Source organism: Neobacillus sp. K501, assembly GCF_053749995.1.
In genome coordinates, this window is sequence record NZ_JBSLYA010000003.1 from 335,675 (window position 1) to 360,244 (window position 24,570).

Genomic DNA, 24,570 nt, shown 5'->3' on the forward strand with positions numbered 1-24,570 from the left:
ATACCCCCTACGTTCTTTTTATTTTCGGATCAATGGCAACGCGGAGTCCATCGCCAAAAAAGTTTCCAGCTAAAACGGAAATGAGGATGGCAACACCAGGGAATACCATCAATAACGGATTGACAAAAATCAAACTGTACGCCTGTTGAAGCATGCCGCCCCAGCTGACCTGAGGAGATTGTGCCCCCATCCCAAGAAAGCTTAGGGAAGCTTCTACGATGATGGCCAAACTGAAGCTAAAGGAGGCCTGAACGATGATCGGCGATAAAATATTAGGGAGGATATGTTTCACCATGATCCACATTGGTCCTGCACCTGAGATTTTCGCTGCTTCTACATAAGGCTCGCGTCTTACCTGAAGCGTTTGCCCTCGTGCTAACCGAGCAAATTGCGGGGTGAAAATAATCCCGATCGCGATCATGGCATTCCACAGACTAACACCTAGTGCTCCTGTAATCCCTAATGCAAGGAGAATGGCAGGAAAGGATAAAATAGCATCTACGATTCTCATAAATAGGTCATCCACAATACCCCCAAGATACCCGGAGATAATTCCTAATGGTACACCGACCACAAGAGGAATGAGAATCGCTACAAGACCCGCTTGTAATGCGGCTTGTGCTCCTATAAGTACCCGTGAGAACACATCCCTGCCCAATTCATCCGTTCCAAACCAATGCATTCCATTTGGTGCCAACATGATATTATTTAAATCCTGTGCATCAGGATCAAAGGGTACAATCAACGACGCAAATAGGGCTAAAAGCACTAAAATAATCAGATATAGCATGCTGATGAACGCTAGACGTTCCTTCATAAGTCGTTGGAATACCAAACGAAACTGCATCTTGAGGCCTCCTTCTTAATTAAATTCAATTCTTGGATCTAAAACGCTATAAACAACATCGGTCACAAAATTGATAATGAGAACCATTACGACCATTACCAGGACAACACCTTGAAGCATCGGAAAATCTCTTTGTAAGATGGAATTCACCGCTAACTGCCCCATGCCAGGAATTGCGAATACGGTTTCGATAACCACGGTTGCCCCAAGCATATTGCCAAATAAAAGCCCAACCGTTGTAATAACAGGAAGTAAAGAATTTCTTAATGCATGCTTCCAGATAACTAGCCAACGCAATAGACCTTTTGAATAGGCAGTTCGAATATAGTCTGTATCTAGAACTTCCAACAAGGAGGACCTGAGTTGTCGAGTAATCTGAGCAGCCCCAAATGCTCCTAAACAAATGGCTGGAAGGATGGTCATTTGGATAAAACCACTTGGACTATCAAAGAAGCTGGTAAATCCTGTAGCTGGAAGCCAGCCAAGATTTACACTAAAAATGACGATCAAGAGCATTGCCAGCCAAAAATTTGGAATCGCGGTCCCTAATGTCCCTATAAATCTTGCAAGATAATCCATCCAACTATTGGGTTTAAGGATAGAAGCAATCGCAAAAATCATTCCAAAAACAAAGGAAAGTAGAATAACGGCAAGTACAAGCTGAAATGTTACACCAAACCTTGTTAAAATGGCATCACTCACAATTTCCCCAGTAAAGAGTGAACGCCCTAAATCACCTTGAATCGCGTTGACAAGCCAGTTCCAATATTGAATCATTATCGGTTGATCCAAGCCCAGTTGACTTCGCAACTGAGCCAGTTTTTCTTCTGTAGCATTATCCCCAAGTAGAGCAAGTGCAGGATCACCCGGAATGATTAGAATAAGGGAAAAGACAATCAGAGTTGTTACGATAAGCATGGGTATTACATACATCAAGCGTCGTAGCAAAAATTTAAAAAACATTGGTCTCTCCCCTCATTTCATCTTTTTATTGATCTAGCCATAGGTAGGAAAATTTCGGTTTACCCAGTAAAGTTCCTTCAAATCCTTTAACCTGAGTTTTCATTGCTCCTGTTACGGGAGTAAATACAATTGGAACGGTCAAAGCTTCGTCTAAAATAGCCATTTCATTGATTTTTCCATATAATTCCTTACGTTCCTCCTGATCATAGGACGCAGCAGCTTGTGCAACCAAGGCTTCCTTCTCAGGCGTGGTCTCGCCACCAGCATTATAGAAACCGCTTCCACTCAATAGCAAATTGACTGTCTGCTGAGGATCAGGTCTACCAGTCCAAGATGTTAGATTTGCAGGAATTTGTTTTTCATTAAAATATAAGGCAACCCCTTTTGTCAGTTCCATTGTCTGGATCTGGATGTCGAAACCAGCTTCTTTCGCCTGGCCACGAATCGCTTCAGCCACTCGTTGATATTCCGCTATCGTAGGGACAAACATATCAAATTTAACCGTATCTAATCCGATACTCTTTAATAGTTCCTTTGATTTAGCCGGATCATATTTAATTTTCATATCAGGATTGGATGCCCAATAATCCTTGGGGAATGCCTGGTATGCTGGTTCGCCATTACCTAAGTAAATAGCTTTAACAATAGCCTCCCTATCAATTGAATGTAAGAAAGCTTGTCTCACTTCCTTCTTATCGAAAGGTGCCATTTTCGTATTCAAGTAAATATTGTGGAAATAAACTCTCATTTTTGTATCTAATGTTATACTTTTATCATTTTTCAAGACTTGGAGATTATTAGCAGAGACATTCCAGTAAAAGTCTAATTGTGAGGATTTGAATGCGTTTAGGCGGGTATTTTCATCAGGCATGATTTTTGCAGTAATGCTATCGAGATATGGAAGCCCTTTCTGCCAATAATTTTCATAGGCTTGGAACTTGATTTCCCCATTACGAACCCACTCAACAAACTTAAATGGGCCTGCTCCAACTGGATTTTGGGCAAAATCTACTCCTAATTTCTCAACGGCTGTCGGTGAAACCATCATTCCTGTACGATCTGAAAGTGCGAGAATAATAGAAGAGTCTGGCTGTTTGAGGTTTAATTTTACGGTATATTGATCGACCACTTCTACCGATTCCACGTTTACTAAATCTGAAACTTTAGATACCTCAGAATTAGCACGATCCAAATTGAATTTAACGGCTTCCGCGTCTAAAGCTGTACCATCATGGAAGGTTACACCTTCTTGCAAGTGAAGAATAATCGTTTTATCATCAGGGGTTTCCCAAGATTTTGCTAGTCCTGGCTTTGGCTCTAAGTTACTATTGTAACTAATCAATGTGTCATAAACTGGATAAAGTAAAGCGTGATCATTCCCTGAGTTCCCTAAAATAGGGTCATAGTTACTAATGTCGGAATCATAGCCGATTACAAGATCTCCGCCTTTTTTAGGATCTCCCGCATTTTGGGTTCCTTCAGAGGCTTGATTGTTTGACACTGTGTTTTTCTGAGAGCAACCTGCCATAACCAATAGTATTGATAAGGTAAAAAGACTAACGAACCTACTAACCTTTTTCATGGAAAGCCTCCTATGATTGATTAAATTATTTATAGGACTTTTTACTCCAGTTCCAGAATAACGTCCCCTTCATTAACAAAATCGCCTTCATTCACTTTTATTTCCTTGATGATGGCTTGTGTCTCAACGGCGATAGGGATCTCCATTTTCATAGATTCAAGGATTACAACTTCTACATCAGACTCCACTCGGTCACCTGGTTTGACTAAAACTTTATAGACATTGCCCGCCATCGATGATAATAATTTACTCATTCCTCTATCTCCCCTCGTATTTTATAAAAACACAATAAAACGCTTTCAATTTATTTGGTATCCACCACCTTATTCGGAATTTTTAAAATATTCGTATTTACAAAAATAATACTAGATTGGTAAAATTACAGCAATGTCGATATGAATATTCTCATCTTAAATTCGATGTGAATTTTCACACTGAGGAGTATGTAAACATGAAAAACCTATTAATGATGCGGTCGTTATTGAAAAAGAAGTTATCAATACATGATTTTCAGATTTGGTTGTATAGTCCATTTGACCATGAATGGAAATTAATAGAACTGCAACAAAATCCACTACCTGAATCTTTAATAGAAAAATCTACATTCCCTTTAGATTATCAAAACTATTACTTATTTGATTTTCCTGAAAACTACAAAGTGGCGATTAATTTTAAAAAACAAAAGCCTATATTAGCAAAGGAAGATATGGATCTTCTGTATTATCTTTTGTATCCTGTTTATTCTGACCTTGCAACAAAAAGTAAAGAGATTAAATTGAATAAACTGATAGAAGGAGTCCAAAATATTACATCTACACTGGATATAGATGAACTCTTGCAGAATATGCTCGATAATGTGGCAGCTGTTATTCCAGAGGCAGACGTGTCATCTTTATGGTTATATAGTCCATCGATTGATCGGTTAATTTGCAGGGCTTATAAGGGATGGAATAAAACAATTGAGAAAGTTCGATTTAAAATTGGAGAATCTGCTTGCGGGCAGACTTATATCGATGGAAAACCAAGAATTTTTGCCACCTCTTTGCATGTAAAGGAATCCCTTAAGGGTACTTCTCCTGAAAATTTAAATTATCTCAAACTAGCATTCCCCTATTCAAAAGTCTTTGCATATGTGACGGTGCCTGTCAGTTTTCGAAATGAAGTCATGGGTGTTCTAAGTATTCAAATAGGGAAGCGAGTCCCCCACATCGCAAAATGGGATTTGCAAATCCTTAAAGGTTTATCCGCGCAAATAGCGATTGCCATTGAAAATGCACGATTATTTTCTGAAATTAATCGAAAAAATCTTGTCTTGGTGAAGCAAAATGAAGTGCATAGTACTTTGACACAGCTCTCCATTCAAAATAAGGGGATCGAGACGATAACGATGGAGCTGGATCGAATGCTGGGATTGCCTGTTACGTTCGTTGATTTTTATGAAAATAAATACTATCAGACCAATAAGATGAAACAGCCGATTTTAAGTATGGATGAAATTTCAAAGATATGTGGCGACAAAAACGAATCCATGTATGTGGATGTTATAGATAATGATAAAAAATCAATGTTTATTTATCCAATTCTTGTGAATCAGATCAGTTATGCTTGTATTGTAGTTCATGTTCCAAGGCAATTAACCCAGATGGAACAGGTCATTGTCGAAAGAGGCGGATCTGTATTAGCTCTGGAACTTGCTAAACGGCAGCTGCTCAATGAGGTGCATAATAAAAAAATCCATGATTTTTATAATGATCTATTGAAACAAGAGAATCCTGAGCTTCTTTATCTAGAGGGGCTTGAACATGGCATTCTTTTAAAAAATAATCTTTTCATTATTAAAGTTGAATTACCAAATCATAATGACCTTCAAACACTCAATACGACCGTTCATCGTTTTGTTGCCCGCATGAATAATCGATTTCAAGAAGAGGAAAAAATTATTTTCGGCAATCACAACAAGGTAACCATCCTTTTTTCCGTCCATCATCCTTCGAATCGAGAAAGGATCATTAAGAAATTAAATTCGCTTTTAACGGAGTGGGAGCTTAATGATGGCCAAAAACTGTATGCCGGAATTGGGATGATGTATAAAGGGATTGAATCTATTAAGAAGATGGATACCGAGGCAAACAAAGCATTAACTTATCTTTCCTCGCGCAAGCGTTCTGGTTCCATTCAGTTTTCTGAAATAGGAATAAATCGACTTTTCTTAAATCTATCGAATGAGGAGGTAGATGAGTTCCTTCAGGAAATCTTTTCTCCATTAGCAACACAAGGGTTACGCAATAGCGAACTTGAACAAACGCTACTTTCTTATATTAAATGTAATCGGAATGCAGCAAAAACTGCTGAGGATCTCCATATTCATATCAATACCCTTTATCAAAGAATTAGAAAAATCGAAGAAGCACTTGAAATCTCATTAGAAAAGCCTGAAGATCTATTAAAAATGCAGCTAGCGTATCATCTTAGGGGAACTTTAGAGTAAAAGGAAAAAACTCATTTGCAAATCAAAGTGCAAATGAGTTTTTGAATTAGGCTGTTTTAGCTAACTTTTTTGTTTTTCCTATCTACCATTCACATTAGTGTTTCTGCACTTAGTAGGATTGATTTATTAGGTTTAATTGGTATTTATACGTGACCTCTGATGACCGTGCCCATGTTTTTTCTTGTACAACGGGAAACAGATGTCTTCTCTGATGCCCGCGCACGTGCTTTTTCTTTTACTACGGGAATCAGATCTCTTCTCTGATGCCCACTCACATTCTTTTTCTTGTGAAACGGGAATCATATGCCTTATCTGATGCTCGTCCACGTGCTTTTTCTTGTGAAACGGGCATCAGATCTCTTCTCTGATGCCCGCCCACATGCTTTTTCTTGTAAAACGGGCTTTAGATCTCTTCTCTGATGCCCGCCCACATGCTTTTTCTTGTGAAACGGGAATCAGATCTCTTCTCTGATGCCCATTCACATGCTTTTACCTGTGAAACGGGAATCAGATGTCTTCTCTGATGCCCGTGCAAATGCTTTTTCTTGTGAAACGGAAATCAGATTTCATCTCTGATGCCCGTCCACCTGCTTTTACTTGTGAAACGGGAATCAGATCTCTTCTCTGATGCCCATGCACGTGCTTTTCCTTGTACAACGGGAATCACTTGGTGCGCTCTCCAAAAACGTGATATTTTTTGCATTTATCAGGTCACTCCACAAGAAATAGTGATAACAAATTTCTTTTAGAAAAGAGCCTTGTATTATAAAAGTTATCTATTTTGCTCCAGGGATTGATATACTGCCATCATATCGCGTTTATTCAACTCACGTATGCGATTGAAAATCGGAATATCCCGAACAGCTTCAGTCAATATACTTTCTTCTACAACGTCCTTTACTTTGCCTGTCAGCCAGGTTTCCACATCCACCCCATCAACGAATTCCTTACGTCCTTCGTCATTGATCCCACTGGCATGACAGTTCACACAAGGGATCGATAATTTATTCACTCCATCGTGCAAACCGTCTTCAGAAATGACTTTCTTCCCATTACAGAAAGGACATGGGTGCTTGGCTTTGATTTTATTAATCTGGGTGACAATTTTTTTATAACCAAACGCTTCGTATACATACGTTAATTTTTTATATTTGCCATTGGTGAAATACTTGTCGATGATGGTTTCACGTGTTTCAGTAATGGCAGGGAAATCACAGATGGTCACACGATTTTTGCTGCTAATCGCTTCCATGTGGCCATTTATCTCTTTCCAAAATGGCTGGGCATTTTGCAAGACAATCTCGTAGCCAGCAAAGCTTGCCAGCTCCAATTCCAGCAATTTCAAACGAACTTGCGTTTCCCGTGGTAGCAGTGAAACTTCCTCTGTTAGGACCATTTCGCCGCCAACCATGTTCTTCAGTTTCACAAGTTCAGGTAGTTCCCCTACCACTTTTATTACAAGATTAACTGGCATTTGAATGATATCGCGAATATCGGTTTCACCGAATTTCAGCTTTTTATGATGATTAAGCACAGTACCCTCACAGACAGGACAGGTAATCATCTTTTTTGACTCTTTCATCTTTTCTTTAATGATCGATTTCGAAATAAACATATAGCGCCCAATGATTAAATTAAATCCTTCCCATGTTCTGGATGCCTTGCCAGCTTTATCATAAAAGGATTTTTCCCAATAGCCATACAAAAAGGTGTGTTTCTCGGCTTCGGTCATTTCATTATAGCTTTTACTAATATCTAGGCCAAGCTCATTCTTGATCTCATCAAAGAGGAATTGCAGCTTTGGATATTGATACCATTTTAAAACCTCCATCACGTCTGGATGTAATAATCCATCCCAGAATGGCACGGTCTTGTCTTGTATAACGACATCGAAATCAAAGGTTTCAATCACTCGGCGGCCGTTACAGCTCGGACAATGGTTATCTTGATGGTAAAAATCAAAGCTTCTCGTATCTTTATTGGTCGGATGGGCCGCAACAATATGGTTGATCAGTCCGCCAATTTCATAAAGAAAGCTATATTGGCTATATAAATGTCTTTCGAGATCAATTGCGATAACAGGGGCGATGGTGTCGGATTCATATTCCCCATAAATCAGACGAGCCATGGAGGATAAGCTCTTTAAGATTCCGCCTTTATAGATGTTCTCTGCTTTTTTAAAATAGTCCAAATGATTTTCTTCTAAATAGTGTATCCCGGTTTGTCGTTTAAGTGTAGAGGAAATATGCGTTGAAGCTGACTCCTCTTCCCTATTTTTATTGTGATAGTAATCCTCATGGGAGACAACGTCCAAATGCTGTACTGGTTCTGGCTTCCTTTTCCCAAAATCAACAATGTAATCAGAGCTTTCGAGCATATAAGCATTATGTTCAATCATCAAGATCGAGACCGATTCATCCTGTAAAATAACCCTGATACTATCGATAAATTGGTTTAATATATTTTGAGACAACCCTTTGGAAGGCTCATCAAAAATAAACAACGTATGCGGGTTTCTAGTATTTGAGAATAACTCAGAAACTAAATGAACACATTGAAACTCACCCGTTGATAGTGTTTGTGTTTTCCGTTCCAAAGTCAAATATCCCAAACCAAGCTTTATCAATAAGCTCAAGCGTTTATGGGCAATATCTTCGTTTGGAAGTTCCTCAATAATATCTTCAATTGAACGCCCGAAAATATCGTCAATCTCATCCTCATATTTTCTAAGTTTCCTTTTAATATCCAGAAAGGTCGCAACGGTTGACCGGCTGGTAATCGATTGATTCCGGTCCTGTCCGACCATTACCAGTTTATCTTTCGGATAGCGCTTAATAAAATCTTTGGCCATACACTCATTGACAAGTGTCGATTTTCCGCAGCCAGATTCCCCAGTAAAGGTAACCAATCTATTTTTAGGAATCTGAATCTCTTCGATTTGTATATTGCGTAAATAGAGTTCTTGAAATTGATAGCATTCAGATGTCTCGGCAGGATTACGTTCCCAAATAATCGGTTTTGGCCGCGGGGACTCTTCAACAATTTTCCCGCCATATTTCCCACTTCCAGGACCAAAGAACAACTGATCATCAGCAGCATCAAGAACCGTATCTGAATGGTCAATCAGCCAAATTTGGTTTTTATAGCCTAATTGTTTAATTTGCTCGAGAATTTTTAATAGGGTCTCGTGATCGAGTCCGACAGAGATTTCATCAATGATGATCACCGTATTTTCACTAGCAGCCATGAATTCCGCTAAGTAAAGGCGAGTGACCTCCCCGCCTGACAGCGTTCCCATTATTCGATTGATGGTTAAGTAACCTATGTTCATGTTGATGATATTTTGGAGAATATGCTGTTTTTCTTCACTAATATGTAATTCTGTTGCTAGAGAAAAAATCGTTTCAATACTTAAGTTATTGATATCGGAAATACTATGAGATTTTCCAAGTAACTCGAGCTTATATTGCTCCACCTCTTGGCTATAGCGCTGGCCATGGCATTTTTTACATTCCACATTCTTTGTGGTCCCACGGCCTTTACACTCGGGACACCAGCCGAGGGCATTATTAAAGGAAAATGTTTCAGGTGAAAGATGGAATTTCTCGGCTAGCATAACACGAATCTCTTTGAAAACACCTGTATGAGTGCCAATGGTAGAACGGGGATTGGACGAGATGGAGGATTTTCCAAGAAACAACACGAGCGGCATATCTTCCATTTTGATCGCACTGAAATTGGTCTCCATAATATTGGAAAACAAATACTGGTATTCTGCTTTTGGCAATAAGGAAACAAGTCGCTTTTTCGATTCTTCCCCAATCGTTTGGCAAAAAGTAGTTTTTCCCGATCCCGATAAACCAGCGATTCCTAACGATTTATCCCCAGGAAGCGAGGTGTCCAATTTGTTAATATTGTTGGCAATTAATTGTTTTATTTTCAACGTAATAACCTCACAATTCGCAAAATTATGCCTTCCCATCGTAGCATAATTTTTATAGATAGTGAAATGAGAGAAAGAATTCTTCCATTTTATTATTTAAAGCATAGTAAAATGTGGTAAATTTTAATCATACAGGAAGGATGTGGTCATAATGGGTAGATATTCCATTAGTGAGTTTATTAAGCAAACGGAGCAAAAGGATAAGGGTGAAGGATTCTTTGAATTAGAGACACCTAGGATGCTAGAGGTAAATTTAGACGGGCAGGTTTGGGCGAAAGCGGGATCGATGGTAGCCTATCACGGGCAAATAAAATTTACTCGTGAAGGCTTATTAGAGCATGGGCTCGGAACCGCATTCAAAAAGGCTTTTACCGGCGAAGGTGCCTCTCTCATGAAAGCGAACGGGAAAGGAAAATTATATCTAGCGGACAGCGGCAAGAAGATTATTATCCTCAATTTAGAAAATGATTCCATTTATATTAATGGCAATGATTTGCTCGCCTTTGAATCTAGCATTAAATGGGATATTAAGTTAATGAAGAAAATTGCCGGAATGATGGCCGGCGGCTTGTTTAATGTTCGCTGTGAAGGAACTGGGATGATCGCTTTTACCTCGCATTACGAACCGCTTACGTTAAGGGTGACGCCTAGTGCCCCTGTGTGTACGGATCCCAATGCCACAATTGCTTGGTCTGGGAATCTGCAGCCTGAATTTCAGACCGATATCAGCTTTAAAACCTTCATCGGTAGAGGTAGCGGTGAGTCGATTCAAATGAAATTCCAGGGCGACGGCTTTGTTGTCATTCAACCATACGAAGAGGTTTATTTGAAGGCAAAACAATCATAATCTAAGACGATCATAGGGATTGCAATTTCGTTTGCGATCCCTCTTCTTCTCTTACCTCAAAATGAAAACATCCTCCTCATTGCTCGAAAATTACCATAATCTTCACATTCCTCCTAAGTTTTTTAAGTCTAGTAAATTTATAATAATGAGTGAATAGTTTCACAAAATATTTGTATGGGGGAATAAACATGAAGTTTGAAAATTTATTCAATCCGATCAAAATCCGTGGAATGGAATTGAACAACCGGGTGGTTTTTCCAGCGATGGCCACTAACTTAATCTCAGATGGCGGCTTTGTTACCGATAAACTGATTCATTATCATGTTGCCAGAGCTTTAGGTGGGAATGGTCTAAATATTACGGAAGCCGCTTCTGTTCATACTCCCTCAGCCCCGAAAAACTTTCTATCGATTCATGATGACAGTTTTTTACCAGGACTCAAGAAATTCAACAAAGCCATTCATGATGTTGGTGGTAAGTCCTGTGTGCAATTATGGCAAGGCGGTATGGTTGCTACTGGGGCTGATTCCAATGCGCAGTGTATTATGCCTAGTGAAATAAAATTAGCTGATGCAGTTATACCAGGAGCCTCCATCGAAACGATTCATGAGGTGGTACAAGCCTTCGGGACTGCAGCTAGACGTGCCGTTGAGGCTGGTTTTGATTGTATCGAATTTCATGCTGCTCATGGCTATTCCCCCCATTCCTTCTTGAGTGCGGCAATGAATAAGCGAAGCGATGAATATGGTGGCTCTCTAGCAAATCGTGCGAGATATTCGCTAGAATGTATTGAAGCAATCCGTCAGAATATCCCTGAGGAAATGCCGATTCTCATGCGCATTGTTGCCCAGGATGATTATGTCGATAACGGACTTTCCATTGAAGATATCATAGAATTCTCTAAAATGGCAAAAGCGGTTGGCGTGGATGCATTAGACGTTTCTCGTGGCAACTCCTGGAGTGCAGCGGTGAAATATGAAGTTCCCCCTATCGATTTGCCAAAAGGCTTTAATGTTGATAATGCCGCAAGAATTAAGAAAGAAACTGGAATGATAACCATTGCGGTTGGAAGAATCAATGAGCCACAGCAGGCAGAAGATATTCTTGCAAGTGGAAAAACCGACATGGTCGTGATCGGCCGTGGGCAATTGGCTGATCCAGATTTTTGTAATAAGGCTCGTGCTGGTGCTGAAGAAAGCATTATTTCTTGTGTGGGCTGTAATCAAGGCTGTGTAGATCGCTACACGCTCCCACTTTTGTACCCTCACCTATCATGCATGCGCAATCCTGCATTAGGGCGTGAACAGGAATTTACGATCGTGAAAACAGAGCAGCCTAAAAAGGTGCTCGTGGCTGGCGGTGGTTTAGCTGGGATTGAAGCCTCCATCTTACTCAAAGAAAGAGGTCATGAACCAATACTTTGTGAAAAATCTGACCAGTTAGGCGGGCAATTTATCTTGGCTGGAGCTGCACCTCGCAAACGTGAAATGCTTGAGGCAGCGATTTCACGTGGCAATCAGGCTAGACAGGCGGAGGTTGACATTCGTCTATCCACTCCGGTGACCACTTCCCTGCTTGAAGATGTCCAACCGGATGCGGTGATTGTCGCAACTGGAGCAGAACCGGCAAAATTAAATATCCCAGGGGCGCTTCTTCCTCATGTGACGAATTCCTTTGAGGTGTTGGCTGGTAAAACAAATCTGGATGGAACTGTCGTCGTCATTGGCGGAGGATTAGTAGGTTTGGAGGTTGCCGAGTACCTTGCAGTGAGAAATATCAAGGTTACGATCATTGAGGCTTTAAATGAAGTAGCGAAAGAATTAGGTGACTTTAGGAAAATATGTGTGCTAGAAAGTCTCTATCATTCTCAAATTCCGGTCATCACGAATGCGCAATGCATTGAAATTAAAGAAGGCATTCTTACCATTGCTAAGGATGGAGGGCTTGAAAATATTGAATGTGATTATGTCGTGACAGCGATAGGTTCTAAACCTAGAGACTATGAAGATATTAAGGCATATTGTCTGAAAATGGAGATTCCAGTATACGTTATTGGCGATGCGGTAAAGGCACGAAGGGCAATCGACGCGATTGAAGAAGCGGTTGAAGTAGCAAGAACTATTTAAGAATGAAAACGCCAGATATTTATAGTAGTCTGGCGTTTTGATATTTTTTATTGGGTATCCCCTATTGTTTTTGCACAGGTGTGACAACTGCATATACATTTTCAATCGGGTCGGATACATTGATTTCTATTATTTTATATCCATTTCCCTCAGCGTTAGGCTCGTTCGAACTCAAGATGATTGGGTAGTTATTCATTGTTCATCTTCCTTCCAAAAAAATTTCTCACAGAAGTTATGATATGTAAGAGGATCCAAAAGGTGCATCAAAAAGGACAAAAAAGGTCAGTGCGTAGACTGACCTTTTTTCGTTAAGCATCTAGATTTCTATTAAACGGTATCGGCGTAAGTTTCCCCTTCGCTTCTTGTCGTTTTTCTAAAAAGTAATAGAATGCTTGTTTGGATGTTTTCTTCGGAGTATAGCCGAAGTTTGTTTTTAATTGCTGATTGTCCAGCACTGGTCGATAGCGAAGGAAATTGACTTGCTCCTCCCCATACTGGGTCAAGTTCAGTCTCTTGAGAATAAAAAGCATGCCTGCAACTAGCCCCGCCGGAATCCTCAGCACTCGTTTATTTAAGATCTCGCCAATCTCATCGATGGTGAGGGCACCATCCCCTGCAACATTGAAAATCCCTCTTTTTGATTCAGTAATGGCCTTTACTAAACATTCGACCACATCTTGATCCCATATAAACACAAATGGGCTTTTTGAACCGGAGATTCCCAACAGCACCTTCTTTTCAAACAAAGCAGTAATTTGATTGTTCGTATTATCTCCTAAAATCGTTCCGATTCGAAAAATAACCTGTTCTAACTGAGGTTGTTCGACGCGATATTTGGCCAACAGCTCCTCGACGAGTCGCTTATGATAGGAATAGGCAAACTCTTTATTTCCGCGAATCGGATCTTCTTCTTTAATCCACTCCGCATTATCTTCGTGATAGCCGTAGGCAGCGCCACTAGAGGTTAGAATAATTCGCTTCACCCCATTTTCAACACATGCCTTAAGGACATTTTCTGTCCCTAAGACATCGACGGAGTATTCGAAATCACGATTACTCTTCTTCCCCGGGGTGACAATCGATGCCAGATGAATGACTGTGTCGATTTTGTTCAGACGCATAACCTCATTGACATCTGGGGAACGGACATCTAATTTTACAAAAGTAACAAACGGATCATTGATTCCATTGTCTCGAATATCAGCCGCAAAAATTTGAAATTGATTTAGTTTCGCCAGTTTTTTCACTAAATTTCTGCCAAGATATCCTGAGGCTCCCGTAATTAATACATTCATATTTGTACCCCTTTACTCACAGGCGGAGCTTCAGGTGCCCGCCGTGACCAAATCGTGGCCATTGTTAAGCCTGAGATGAGATGCCATACTCCCCACCAAGCCGCGACAATCGCCATTCCCCCGAGACCATTAAAGAAACTGAAGATCAGAACGAGCCCCAAACCTGAATTTTGTATCCCGACCTCAATCGCTATTGCCCGTCGGTCTGCTTCTCGAAGTTTAAATAATCGTGCAGAAAAATAGCCTGATAACATGGCGATGGCGTTTTGTAAAAATACAATAAATACGACCATGCCGACAAATTCAATAAAATAGTTAAAATTAGCGACAAGCATGGCTACTACAAACAAGATGAAAAAGACGATAGAAAAATATTTCATCCCATTATTAACTTTTCTCGCAAAGGCTGGATATTTAGAACGAATCAGCATCCCGATAATTAGTGGTAATCCAAGCATAAGAAAAATCGAAACGAACATATCAATAGGATCGATGGTAAAAGATCGAAGCAATGCTTTTGTTCCTGGATAAAGCGAACCCCATAACAGCACATTTAATGGTGTCATAAAGATGGCAAACACGGTAGAAGCAGCTGACATCGTAATCGATAACGGTGTATTCCCTTTGGCAATATAGGTTAAAAAGTTTGAAAGATTGCCCCCAGGACAGGCAGCAACTAAAATTAATCCTAGGGCAACACTAGGCAGCGGTTTAATAATGGAAACCAACAGAAACGTAAAAGCTGGCAATAGCAAAAACTGACCTGTAAGTCCGATAAGGATGGGTTTGGGGGTAGAAAACGTCCTTTTGAAATCAGCCATACGTAAATCCAATGCGACGCCAAACATGATAAACGCGATGGCGATATTCATGATAGTCAGGGTCGTAGGATTAAAATTGAGTTGAACTTGATCGATGGCCATTATTTACCCTTTGGCTCTGCGTGCATATCTTTGAAGTACTTTAACCCTGGAGCCCACATATGTTTGACTGGATCCACCTCGACATGCAGAACGGAACATTTTCCTGTAGCAAGCGCTCGTTGTAAAGCCAACTTTAAGCCTTTTGGGTCATTCACATATTCCCCATAAGCGCCCATACTTTCTGCAAGCTTATCAAATTGGATATCCCCCAAATCCGCATTGATCGTTTCTTCCGAACTTAATGATTTTTTCAAAACGGTCTTAATCGGTTTTAAAGCAAACTGTTGGTTCATTTTCACCATCCCCCATTGCTTATCGACGACAACAACGAAGATCACTTGCAATTCATTTCGAACCGCAGTTTCAATTTCCTGGGGATGGAAGCCCATGGCTCCGTCACCAATGATGCAGCACACTGGACGATTTCGATTGGCTGCTGCGGCGCCAAGAGCTTGTCCAATCCCCGCCCCTAGCATTCCGAACTTATACGTAGAAATTACCGAACCAGGTTGATCTACTTGCCAGAAGAAATTGGACCAAATAACGGTATTTCCACCATCTAACACGGTAATCGTATCCTTCGGGAAAACCTCCTGGCAAATCGAAGGGACATGGGCTGGGTTCATCGGTATAGCAAAGTCTTCTAAATGTTTATCCAACTTCGCTCGATCCTTCTCTTTATCCGCTAAAATTCGATCAATCTTAGCTTTGCGCTGCTCTATAGCAATCTGATCCTTACGTTTACGCAATTTTTCGTAAAGTTGTGTTAAAAATTTCTTCACATCCGCTTGTATTGCCACTTCCGCGGGTTTGTTTGCTCCTAAAATACCGGGATCCAAGTCAACTTGAATCATTTTTTGGTTGGCATTCCAATAGGGAGCTTTCCCCCACCAATCGGTTTCACCAAGTCTTGACCCTAGGACCAAAAGAACATCGGCTTCATTTCGTGCTTTATTATTCGTTTGGATGTGCAGCATTGGAATCATGAGAGGGTTTCTCTCCGGGATCGCACCTCTTGCCGCCCAACTGGTTGTCACCATCGATTGTAACAGCTCGGCCACCATTTCTAATTCTTCATATGCTCGTGCATGAATCACCCCACTGCCGGCATGAATAAGTGGAAATTCGGCATTGACGAGGAGTTCAACAGCGCGGTCGATTTGTTCTTCCGAAGCACCTGGCAATTCGGTCATGCGATATTGGTAGGGCTCCCAAAAAGCTAGGTCCGTTTTCACTTTTGTATTAAGGATGTTTTCAGGAATATCTAGATGAACAACCCCAGGTCTGCCCTCATAGCATTTCCTAAGAGCGGTACGGAGCATTTCAGGGATTCTATCAAAGGATGGCACAGCCTCACTCCATTTGGCCATTTGCGAAATCACGCCAACCTGGTCGAAGCATTGATAAGTCCCGCCGCGATCAGGATACATAATCCCTGTTCGTCTTGCACTGGTAATCACTAGTACTCTATTTCCTTCCCCCTGCTCCACTACTAATCCAGGCAAGATATTGGCAACACCCGGTCCATTACTCGCCATACAAACCCCTAGTTTTCCTGTGACACGCGCATATGCCCCAGCCATGTGTGCGGCGCTAGTCTCATGTCTAGGAGTAATTAACTCAATTCCATATTTTTGTAGACTTGAATAAAAGCCAAAATAGGTGCCATCAATAATCCCAAACACCGTTTCAACATTCTCTAAGCTCAACATTTTAGCGATTACTTCGCCGCCTGACATTTCTCCCATATGCTTCCTCCTACTACCTGTTTTGGTAGATATGTGTTTTAACATTACATCGGTATAGCAAACGCTTACATTTATTTTGTTATTTAACTATTCTGATATTTAATGAAAGGCTTTCGTTGAAGAATTCATGTTTGTCAAATAAGTGGTGGTTTAAATGATGTTTTACAATGAAGGTGATGTTGTAGTGGTTTTCTAGATGTAGTAAATCTGCCTAAAAGATTTTCTATAAGTTAATGTTCACTCCTTTATGCGTTAACTAGTTTTAACTGGTCCCTACCAATTTAGTTAACATTATATAGATATTACATATAAAGTCAATATATTTATACAATTAATAATATTCAAAAATCTTTTTCGATTTTATTTCCTTTTGAAGTTCAATCAGTAAATCTTTATAGATTTTTTCTACATCCTTCTCCGTAGGTAATTTTTGATTGGTGGAAATTCCATTCCCTGATAAAGCATCTTGAATGAGGTTTGGCAGGCTGTCCACCAGTGGTTTAACCCCACTAAAATACGGTAACCCATCCTCCCAAATTTTAAAATCAGTGTTGTATTGCCGGATTATTTTCACAAGTTCCTGTGCTGATTGGACGCTACTTCCAGTTAACGTGTTCCCCAATAATTGCGCCACCTTTGCATATCGTTCCGCGGATACTTCCAAGCCGAACTCGATGACAAATGGCAGTAATAGGGCCACACTCAACCCATGGGGTATATGTAATCTTGCTCCGAGCGGTCGAGCGGTAGCGTGTGCAAGATTGGTAGAGGAATTGGAAAAAGCCATTCCTGCATAGCAGCTGGCGAGCAGCATCTTCTCTCTTGCTTCCAAATCTTCACCATTCTCATAAGTCTTTGGCAGGTATTCACCAATCAATCGCATCGCTTCAATGGCAAACTGATCGCTGAATATAGTTGCTTGAGTCGATACAAAGGCTTCCATCGCATGTGCTAACGCATCAAGTCCTGTATAGGCGGTTATTTGCTTTGGTAAACTGACGGTTAACCGCGGGTCGAGAATGGCAGCATCAGGAATCAGGCACGGATGTCCAGGATTTTTTTTGACACCACTTTTGACATCCGTTATAACCGTTATTTTCGTTGCTTCAGAACCAGTCCCCGTTGTAGTTGGCACAGCCATAAATGGTAGTCTTGTTAATTTTTCCATTGCTGGAATGTCATCAAAGCAGATCCCTGTATTAACAGCAAACACAGAAACTGCTTTTGCTAAATCGATGGCGCTCCCTCCGCCAACTGCCACCACACAATCTGCCGCACAGTTTTCAATCGCGTTTAGTGCTGTACTTAAGTGATCCGTGTTCGGCTCCCCTTTAAATTCAGAGAAGTAAGTAAACTTTAGCCCTTGTTCACGAATGCAATCATCCAATTCAGTCCTAAATGGCCCATTTGCTAATAATGATCCGGTTACAATAAATAAATGCGACGCACCTAGATCCTTTGCTATTTTTCCAACCTCTTGCAAGCATCCCACGCCAAGCTTTATGATTCGTGGTAAAAATAATGAACTGACCACCTATTCCCCTCCTTTAATTAAGCCTATTTTTATCTGGATGGCATTATTTTTGTCGCTTTGTTTTAATACGAAAGACATACATATCTGGACGAAAATAACTGGTATAGTACTCAACAGGTTCGCCCTTTTCATTGGTAATCAGTCTTTCAACACTTAAAACACTGGAACTGATTGGGACCTCTAGTTTTTCAGCATCCTCTGCAGAGACTTCTTTACAAGAGATAAATTGTTCAGCTTCTACCAATTCAACCCCGAGATTATTTTCTAGAAGGTCATAAATTGTGCTATTTTCCAAGTCATAGTTGGCTAATTGAGTGCCAAGGTCTTCCCTATAGAAATGTCGTTCAATGGCTATCGGTGTTGCATCAGCGGTGCGGAGCCGTGCGATTGTAAAAAGACTATCCGCATTTAATAGGTCAGAAATATAACTCGGTTCTGTTACAACTTCACTGTGCAATAGCTTGGAACCTGGAATCATCCCCATCTTTTTCACCGTCGATGTTAGGCTATTTAATGAATCCAGCCATTCATGGACAGGTGGTTTTTGTGAAATGAATGTACCCTTGCCATGAACCTTTTCTAAGATTCCCTCCTGAACAAGATGAGAAATCGCCTCGCGAACAGTTGTTCTACTAACGAAAAAACGGTCCATCAAATCTCTCTCGCTTGGAATTCGATCCTTGTAGACTCCGTTTTTAATCTCTCCTGCTATCACCTCTTTCAACTGCAGATGCAGGGGAATTGGATTACTCGTATCTATCATCGATCATCCCTCCTTTTATTAAAAATATTCATCGTGACGTACGGACCAGTTGTGGGTAATTCAATTATAAACATAGATTTAGAACTAGGACAATCATTTTTTGAAAATTCAAAAAAGTCCAGACGTGAAGCTCATGTCTGGACTAACAAATTGCCTTAGAATTATCTATTTCGTATCCTGCGGTTGCGGAGAAATGCCGGTATGTCGAGAGATTCTGCTGACTGTACTTGTGCTGGCTTTTCTTCTTTAGCTGGTTGATCATACTCGTATCGCCGTTCTCTCTTAGCTGCGAATTCCTCGATTGCGGGCTGCGGTGACTGTTGGATCACGGTCTCTTCCTTTTCAGTGAATCCGGTTGCAATAATCGTGACAATGATTTCTTCATGTAAGCTTTCGTTAATGACCGAACCAAAAATCATGTTTAATTCCTCGTGAGATGCAGCAGCAACGATTTCGGCAGCCTCCTGGACTTCGTATAAGCTTAAATTGCGGCCGCCTGTAATGTTCATAATGACACCATGAGCTCCATTGATGGAAGTTTCGAGTAACGGACTATTTAACGCTTTTTCCGCGGCTTCCGCAGCACGATTGGTTCCGGTGGCAATCCCGATCCCCATTAAGGCGGTTCCTTTATGGGACATGACGGTTTTCACATCCGCAAAATCAAGATTAATTAAGCCCGGGACTGCAATTAAATCCGAGATCCCTTGAACCCCTTGACGCAAGACCGCATCCGCTTCTCGGAAAGCATCAATCATCGGTGTTTTTTCATCGACAATTTCCAATAAGCGATCGTTCGGAATGATGATTAACGTGTCGACCGCTTCCCTCATCGCTTGGATGCCGCTTTCAGCGTTTTTGGCTCGTTTAAAGCCTTCGAATTTAAACGGACGCGTAACAACCCCAATGGTGAGTGCACCAAGCTTGCGGGCAATTTTTGCAATCGCCGGTGCTGCTCCTGTACCGGTTCCCCCACCCATCCCAGCTGTGACAAAAACCATGTCTGCCCCAGCTAGGACTTTTTCCATTTGCTGATAGCTTTCTTCTACAGCTTGTTTACCTATTTCTGGATTTGCCCCTGCTCCTAAACCTCTTGTTAACGATTGACCGATTTGCATTCGGATGGCTGCTTTTGATTGCTGGATCGCTTGGGCATCGGTATTGACCGCAATAAACTCTACTCCCCCAACTCCGTCCTCAATCATTCGGTTCACGGCGTTGTTACCGCCACCGCCAACTCCGACCACCTTTATTGTAGCCAATTGGTCCATCGGTGTTCCATATTCGAACATGGTCATTCCTCCTCGTTATCAAAAATGAATGGATAACACATTTATCAATGGTGTCCGAGTTCCTATGTTTCGAAATTTCTTTACATGGTTTAGTCGTTTTGCAGGCAAGTTTTTTTAAGTCTACGAAACTATCAGTAAATTGTCTAGTTAAGTGTTACCTAGTTTTCAGGTTATATACTAGTAAAAATTGCACAATTATCGTTTTTTTGTTTCTTTTATTAACGCTAAGTAACATTCTTTTTACAAATAGCTAGACTGGCGCGGTTTCGACAAATTTTGAACTCTCCCCTGTATATAATGACATTGTTTTAGTAGAAGAGAATGGTAGCGAAAGTCAAAAAAATAGAGGTGAAACATGACAGACATTTTGTTTTCTATTGGTACATATCTATCAGTTGCACTTGCTCTAATTTGGCTGATCTCAAAAGCTTTCGATTTGTTTTTTAAATAGCTCTAATTCTACAGGAATCTTCCTTTGTTACCGTAATGGCAGTTTTTTTAAGAACATGGTCACAAACATTTCTTTTTGTTCGGTTTGTAGTTGCTTTTTTGCGAGCCTGGTTACAAATAAAATTAAATATAATAGCGGAGGTGTCATTTTATGAAAGAAATTCACTCACCTAGTGAAATGCAGGAGCTGCTTGGAATCGATCGCAATACTTTACGGAAGTATGCCATTCTTTTGGAAGGTCATGGCTACCACATACACCGGAATCATCGAGGCCACCGAGGCTATTTTGAGAAAGATGTTCATACCCTCCGCCAAATCATCGAACTCAGTAAGCAAAAAGGAGTAGCGCTTGAACAGGTCGTGAAAGATGTAATCGCTTCTGTACATGAAGAAGGAACAAACTCAATTGAAACTCCTTCCACCGTTTGTAACCATGATGAAGTCATAGATAGAATCCACCATTTAGAGCAATTAAACGCGGATTTAATTAAGCTTTTAAAGGAAAAAGCGGTTCGGGAAGCTTATTTCGAAGAAAAGATCAATCTTATATTAAAATATGTAGAACGCACATCTGAGCAACTCGAGGCCGAGCAATATTTAAAAATGGAAGAAGAAACAAGAAAACAGATTGCTGCCGCCACCGTTAAGTCTTGGTGGAAATGGTGGAAATAATTCTAGTGAATAGGTAACTTGTCATAGATAGAAAGTAGCGATTGTCCCCTGTCTCCTTTTATTCCAATCTCTTCCATGTTAGAATTTATTAAAATGATAGATTCAACAAATGAATCATTTGTTTGGTAAGAGGAGGAAAAGTGTGAAACGATTGGCATTGCTTTTAATACTGCTAGTTTCTGTTGTTCTAGCGGCTTGCAGCAGCGATAAAGTGGAACAAACTGCTAAACCAGCCAGTAAAGAAGAAGTAAAAAAAGTAGAGAAAATGCAATTTAGTTTGGTAGATTTAGAGGATATTCCGTTAGAAGTTTCCGAGGAAACGCTGCTCGATCTGACCCCTGGCTCACTAATGAAGGATATCACTTTTGAAAAAGATATTGAAGAGATTGGCGTTAGTGTCCCCAAAATTGATGAAGACTTGAAAAAACAACTGCTTCCTAAGCTTGAGGAATTAACAAAGGAAACAAAAGATTTAGACACGATAAAAAAAGGTTTGATTGCCTTACTGGCAAGCCCTCATTATCAACAAGTCATCGAATCAAGCCATAAATATGAGCCGCAATTTGAAGAACCTTACCTGCCAGACCCTACTCAATCTGATGGCGGCGATGAAAAGCAAGTATCCAAAAAGGCAATTATCCTGCTGGATGCTAGTTCAAGCATGCTGCTTCAAGCCGATGGAAGAGTGAAAATGGATATAGCAAAGGATGCGGTGAAAAGCTTTGCGCAAACGATCGGGCAAGCAAGTGAGGTCTCACTGCTTGTTTATGGTCATAAAGGATCGGAGTCAGATGCGGATAAGATTGAATCCTGCTCCGCGATAGAAGAGCTTTACCCAATGGGTAAATACTCCAAACAAGATTTCCACCAAGCGGTTGACTCCTTTGAAAGTAAAGGCTGGACCCCTCTGGCAGGAGCGATTCAAAAAGCCTCTGATATGAGCGGGCAATATCCTGAAGGAACCACGGTTTACATTGTTAGTGATGGAGCAGAAACCTGTGACGGTGACCCTGTCCAAGCAAGTAAAGCCCTTGCTGAAAAACATAGCAGCAATTCTGTAAATATCATTGGATTTGATGTCGACGGTAAAACAGAAAATCAATTAAAAGCCGTTGCCGAAGCTGGAAATGGCGAGTACTTTAAAGCAGATAGTCCGGAAGAATTGAAGAATACCATTCAATATGAGTGGCTCCCTTCTACTCTCGATCTTGCCTGGGCCTTCACGATGGCTCCGGATGGCTGGGAATTGATGGATGAATATGAAAGAGGTGAAGTATCCCCTCTTCAACTCTGGAATATCGGCAGACGGGAGTCCAATAGAATTCTCGATGCGATTGCCATGATGTACGAAAAAAAATGGATTACAGACGAACAACAATCGGATTTAAGAGACTGGGGATTTGAACGAAGTGCAGCAATGAAGGAACTATATTATGATATGTACGAGAAAAATCGTAATAAAGCGGATAGCAAGAGTAAGGAAATCAGACAGCGCGTCGATGAATGGGTTGCAAAGATGAGACAATTGAAAGATGAACGTGGAGATATTTGGTAGTCAGAAATGCTGCAGATGTGCCTGCAGCATTTTTGTATGGGCTGGTTTAATTCGTTTGTTAGTGATAAAGTAATATTTTAGAAGGAACAACAGAAATGAGGTATTTATTTGAATATTTTATGGGATTTTGACGGTACCCTTTTCGATACCTACCCAGCACTGGTCGAGGGATTTGTAAGCTTAAGTGGCAAGGAGCTTGATCGCACCGAGGTATTAAAATGGTTGAAAATTGATTCGAAAACAGCTTTCAAACATTACGATATCGGAGAAGAAAAACGTGCCGAATATAAAAGATTAGATAAGCAGTATTCAAAGATGTACAGCAAGCCTTTTGAGCATTTAGTGAACGTTCTTTCAGCGGTGGATAACAATATTATTGTCACCCATCGCGATATGGAATCTACTCGCTACCTCCTTGAAAAATATCAGTTAACTCCCTATTTTAAAGAGATCGTTTCCGTGGAAGAACAAGGGTTTGATCGAAAGCCCCACCCTTCTTCCTATCAATTTGTGTTGAAAAGTCATCACATTGATTTGGTTGTCGGTGATCGTGAATTAGATTTGGCCCCAGCTAGAGAACTAAAGATTAAAACGGTAGCGTTTCAAAATCGTAATATTGAAGCAGATTTTCATGTGGATCGCTATGAGGATTTTATTCCTTTGGTGTTGAATTCATTTGTGAAAAAATAAGAGTCAAACCATGAAAAGGATAAGAGTGAATAATCCACCTGAGCGGTCAATCAAAGGTGGGTTATTTTTACTCTATTTCAATCGAAAAGATCTCTTTCAGTCCATTTTTACCTTCATTCGTGATTTTTATCGCTCTTGTTTTAGGTGCACGTTGAACCCAATTTAATTCTAATAGTCTTTCAAGCAATGCCTTTCCTAAAGCGCCTCCAAGGTGATGCCTTCTTTCACTCCAGTCCAAACATTTATGGCTGAAAGATCGACGTTTTTTCTTTACCTCTTCCAGGTTAATTTGAAAAGATGCAAAAAACGCTTCTCCCATTTCCGTCACATAAAACGCATTATTTTCCTCATATAGGACTCCCAAGTTCTTTAATGCAACCGTTAATTCCACTCCTAAATTCCCTGCCAGATGATCATAGCAAGTTCTGGCAATCCGTAACCCTTTATTTTCCGATGCATGTTTAAAGGATTTAATTTCAACGGGTGGAGCAACGGATAAAAGCGATTCCATAATGTGTGCTACTTCCTGGTTTCGAATCCCATAATATCGGTGTCTCCCCTGTTTTTCAACGGTGACAATATTCGCTTCAAGCATTTTTGCTAAATGGAAACTAGCTGTTTGTGGTTTGATTCCTGCCATTTGGGCCAAATCACTTGCTGGATGATATCTCCCATCTAATAAGGCTGTCAAAATAGCCGCACGTGATGTTTCGCTCACAAGTGCAGCTACTATGGCCACATTCGGACTTGCCTTCATTGTAACAACCTCCTTCTTTTGTAATCCACATTTCGATAATGGTTGAAATATATCTATTATAGAATAAATTTAGATAAGAAAAAATAGGAGGAAA

20 protein-coding genes are annotated in these 24,570 nt (G+C 40.6%); 6 read left to right on the forward strand and 14 right to left on the reverse strand.

The genetic code is table 11. The annotated features are described in order from the left end of the window. Window positions 1–7 precede the first annotated feature (7 nt). Genes ACWM35_RS09655 through ACWM35_RS09670 form a run of 4 tightly spaced genes read right to left on the reverse strand, consistent with a single transcriptional unit; the run spans window position 8 to window position 3,646 of the window. A complete protein-coding gene (locus ACWM35_RS09655; protein WP_454817729.1) occupies window positions 8–847 on the reverse strand; it encodes an ABC transporter permease in 840 nt (279 codons plus the stop codon). Window positions 848–862: 15 nt separating this feature from the next. Next, a complete protein-coding gene (locus ACWM35_RS09660) occupies window positions 863–1,810 on the reverse strand; it encodes an ABC transporter permease (protein ID WP_454817731.1) in 948 nt (315 codons plus the stop codon). Between the two features lie 25 nt (window positions 1,811–1,835). Continuing rightward, window positions 1,836–3,392, reverse strand: a complete 1,557-nt coding sequence (locus ACWM35_RS09665) for an ABC transporter substrate-binding protein (protein ID WP_454817733.1) — start codon at window positions 3,390–3,392, stop codon at window positions 1,836–1,838. Window positions 3,393–3,433: 41 nt separating this feature from the next. Beyond that, window positions 3,434–3,646, reverse strand: a complete 213-nt coding sequence (locus tag ACWM35_RS09670; protein ID WP_454817735.1) for an acetyl-CoA carboxylase biotin carboxyl carrier protein subunit — start codon at window positions 3,644–3,646, stop codon at window positions 3,434–3,436. A gap of 197 nt (window positions 3,647–3,843) precedes the next feature. Here ACWM35_RS09670 and ACWM35_RS09675 point away from each other — a divergent pair, with 197 nt between their 5' ends. Then, window positions 3,844–5,880 carry a helix-turn-helix domain-containing protein gene (locus ACWM35_RS09675; protein WP_454817737.1) on the forward strand — a complete coding sequence of 679 codons (2,037 nt, stop codon included), beginning with the start codon at window positions 3,844–3,846 and terminating at the stop codon, window positions 5,878–5,880. A gap of 559 nt (window positions 5,881–6,439) precedes the next feature. On the opposite strand, the gene ACWM35_RS09680 is transcribed toward ACWM35_RS09675, so the two are convergent. Continuing rightward, window positions 6,440–6,583 (reverse strand): hypothetical protein, encoded by a 144-nt coding sequence (locus ACWM35_RS09680; RefSeq protein ID WP_454817739.1) that lies wholly within the window; start codon window positions 6,581–6,583, stop codon window positions 6,440–6,442. A 69-nt stretch (window positions 6,584–6,652) separates the two neighbouring features. Further along, window positions 6,653–9,823, reverse strand: coding sequence for an ATP-binding cassette domain-containing protein (locus tag ACWM35_RS09685; RefSeq protein ID WP_454817741.1), 3,171 nt, complete (start codon window positions 9,821–9,823; stop codon window positions 6,653–6,655). A 151-nt stretch (window positions 9,824–9,974) separates the two neighbouring features. Between ACWM35_RS09685 and ACWM35_RS09690 the strand changes: the two genes are divergently transcribed. Together ACWM35_RS09690 and baiCD are read left to right on the forward strand one after the other, a co-directional pair. Then, a complete protein-coding gene (locus ACWM35_RS09690; RefSeq protein WP_454817743.1) occupies window positions 9,975–10,670 on the forward strand; it encodes an AIM24 family protein in 696 nt (231 codons plus the stop codon). Window positions 10,671–10,858: 188 nt separating this feature from the next. Continuing rightward, entirely contained in the window at window positions 10,859–12,796 is a 1,938-nt protein-coding gene (gene baiCD / locus ACWM35_RS09695) for a bile acid Fe-S flavoenzyme BaiCD (RefSeq protein ID WP_454817745.1), read from the forward strand. Between the two features lie 61 nt (window positions 12,797–12,857). Here the strand turns inward: baiCD and ACWM35_RS09700 are convergent, their stop codons facing one another. The 7 genes from ACWM35_RS09700 to ftsZ all read right to left on the reverse strand — a co-directional run bounded on the left by ACWM35_RS09700 (window position 12,858) and on the right by ftsZ (window position 20,351). Further along, complete coding sequence (locus ACWM35_RS09700; RefSeq protein ID WP_454817747.1) at window positions 12,858–12,992, reverse strand: hypothetical protein; 135 nt, start codon at window positions 12,990–12,992, stop codon at window positions 12,858–12,860. Between the two features lie 112 nt (window positions 12,993–13,104). Further along, window positions 13,105–14,091: an SDR family oxidoreductase gene (locus ACWM35_RS09705; protein WP_454817749.1), complete on the reverse strand. Its 987-nt coding sequence runs from the start codon at window positions 14,089–14,091 to the stop codon at window positions 13,105–13,107. After that, on the reverse strand, window positions 14,088–15,014 hold the full coding sequence (locus ACWM35_RS09710; protein WP_454817751.1) for a bile acid:sodium symporter family protein: 927 nt from the start codon (window positions 15,012–15,014) through the stop codon (window positions 14,088–14,090). Before ACWM35_RS09710 ends, ACWM35_RS09705 begins: the two co-directional genes overlap by 4 nt. Further along, window positions 15,014–16,762 carry a thiamine pyrophosphate-binding protein gene (locus tag ACWM35_RS09715; RefSeq protein WP_454817753.1) on the reverse strand — a complete coding sequence of 583 codons (1,749 nt, stop codon included), beginning with the start codon at window positions 16,760–16,762 and terminating at the stop codon, window positions 15,014–15,016. The genes ACWM35_RS09710 and ACWM35_RS09715 overlap by 1 nt, the downstream gene beginning before the upstream one ends. Before the next feature lie 331 nt (window positions 16,763–17,093). After that, window positions 17,094–18,296 (reverse strand): iron-containing alcohol dehydrogenase, encoded by a 1,203-nt coding sequence (locus ACWM35_RS09720; RefSeq protein WP_454817755.1) that lies wholly within the window; start codon window positions 18,294–18,296, stop codon window positions 17,094–17,096. A 43-nt stretch (window positions 18,297–18,339) separates the two neighbouring features. Further along, window positions 18,340–19,059, reverse strand: a complete 720-nt coding sequence (locus tag ACWM35_RS09725) for a GntR family transcriptional regulator (protein ID WP_454817757.1) — start codon at window positions 19,057–19,059, stop codon at window positions 18,340–18,342. Between the two features lie 161 nt (window positions 19,060–19,220). Then, window positions 19,221–20,351 (reverse strand): cell division protein FtsZ, encoded by a 1,131-nt coding sequence (ftsZ, locus tag ACWM35_RS09730; RefSeq protein ID WP_454817759.1) that lies wholly within the window; start codon window positions 20,349–20,351, stop codon window positions 19,221–19,223. A gap of 601 nt (window positions 20,352–20,952) precedes the next feature. On the opposite strand from ftsZ, the gene ACWM35_RS09735 reads away from it, so the two are divergent. The 3 genes from ACWM35_RS09735 (at window position 20,953) to ACWM35_RS09745 (ending at window position 23,719) form a co-directional block, all read left to right on the forward strand. Then, window positions 20,953–21,474, forward strand: coding sequence for a MerR family transcriptional regulator (locus ACWM35_RS09735; protein WP_454817761.1), 522 nt, complete (start codon window positions 20,953–20,955; stop codon window positions 21,472–21,474). A 142-nt stretch (window positions 21,475–21,616) separates the two neighbouring features. After that, the gene (locus tag ACWM35_RS09740) at window positions 21,617–23,029 is read left to right on the forward strand and encodes a vWA domain-containing protein (protein WP_454817763.1); all 1,413 of its coding nucleotides are present in this window, start codon (window positions 21,617–21,619) and stop codon (window positions 23,027–23,029) included. A gap of 108 nt (window positions 23,030–23,137) precedes the next feature. After that, window positions 23,138–23,719 (forward strand): HAD-IA family hydrolase, encoded by a 582-nt coding sequence (locus ACWM35_RS09745; protein ID WP_454817765.1) that lies wholly within the window; start codon window positions 23,138–23,140, stop codon window positions 23,717–23,719. A gap of 67 nt (window positions 23,720–23,786) precedes the next feature. Here the strand turns inward: ACWM35_RS09745 and ACWM35_RS09750 are convergent, their stop codons facing one another. Beyond that, window positions 23,787–24,476, reverse strand: a complete 690-nt coding sequence (locus tag ACWM35_RS09750; RefSeq protein WP_454817767.1) for an ArsR/SmtB family transcription factor — start codon at window positions 24,474–24,476, stop codon at window positions 23,787–23,789. Between the last annotated feature and the right edge of the window lie 94 nt (window positions 24,477–24,570).

Bases quoted from the DNA above. Each gene is read 5' to 3' on its own strand.
- ACWM35_RS09655 (WP_454817729.1), bottom strand. From the start codon at position 847: ATGCAGTTTCGTTTGGTATTCCAACGACTTATGAAGGAACGTCTAGCG.
- ACWM35_RS09660 (WP_454817731.1), bottom strand. From the start codon at position 1,810: ATGTTTTTTAAATTTTTGCTACGACGCTTGATGTATGTAATACCCATG.
- ACWM35_RS09665 (WP_454817733.1), bottom strand. From the start codon at position 3,392: ATGAAAAAGGTTAGTAGGTTCGTTAGTCTTTTTACCTTATCAATACTA.
- ACWM35_RS09670 (WP_454817735.1), bottom strand. From the start codon at position 3,646: ATGAGTAAATTATTATCATCGATGGCGGGCAATGTCTATAAAGTTTTA.
- ACWM35_RS09675 (WP_454817737.1), top strand. From the start codon at position 3,844: ATGAAAAACCTATTAATGATGCGGTCGTTATTGAAAAAGAAGTTATCA.
- ACWM35_RS09680 (WP_454817739.1), bottom strand. From the start codon at position 6,583: ATGCAAAAAATATCACGTTTTTGGAGAGCGCACCAAGTGATTCCCGTT.
- ACWM35_RS09690 (WP_454817743.1), top strand. From the start codon at position 9,975: ATGGGTAGATATTCCATTAGTGAGTTTATTAAGCAAACGGAGCAAAAG.
- baiCD (WP_454817745.1), top strand. From the start codon at position 10,859: ATGAAGTTTGAAAATTTATTCAATCCGATCAAAATCCGTGGAATGGAA.
- ACWM35_RS09700 (WP_454817747.1), bottom strand. From the start codon at position 12,992: ATGAATAACTACCCAATCATCTTGAGTTCGAACGAGCCTAACGCTGAG.
- ACWM35_RS09705 (WP_454817749.1), bottom strand. From the start codon at position 14,091: ATGAATGTATTAATTACGGGAGCCTCAGGATATCTTGGCAGAAATTTA.
- ACWM35_RS09710 (WP_454817751.1), bottom strand. From the start codon at position 15,014: ATGGCCATCGATCAAGTTCAACTCAATTTTAATCCTACGACCCTGACT.
- ACWM35_RS09715 (WP_454817753.1), bottom strand. From the start codon at position 16,762: ATGGGAGAAATGTCAGGCGGCGAAGTAATCGCTAAAATGTTGAGCTTA.
- ACWM35_RS09725 (WP_454817757.1), bottom strand. From the start codon at position 19,059: ATGATAGATACGAGTAATCCAATTCCCCTGCATCTGCAGTTGAAAGAG.
- ftsZ (WP_454817759.1), bottom strand. From the start codon at position 20,351: ATGTTCGAATATGGAACACCGATGGACCAATTGGCTACAATAAAGGTG.
- ACWM35_RS09735 (WP_454817761.1), top strand. From the start codon at position 20,953: ATGAAAGAAATTCACTCACCTAGTGAAATGCAGGAGCTGCTTGGAATC.
- ACWM35_RS09750 (WP_454817767.1), bottom strand. From the start codon at position 24,476: ATGAAGGCAAGTCCGAATGTGGCCATAGTAGCTGCACTTGTGAGCGAA.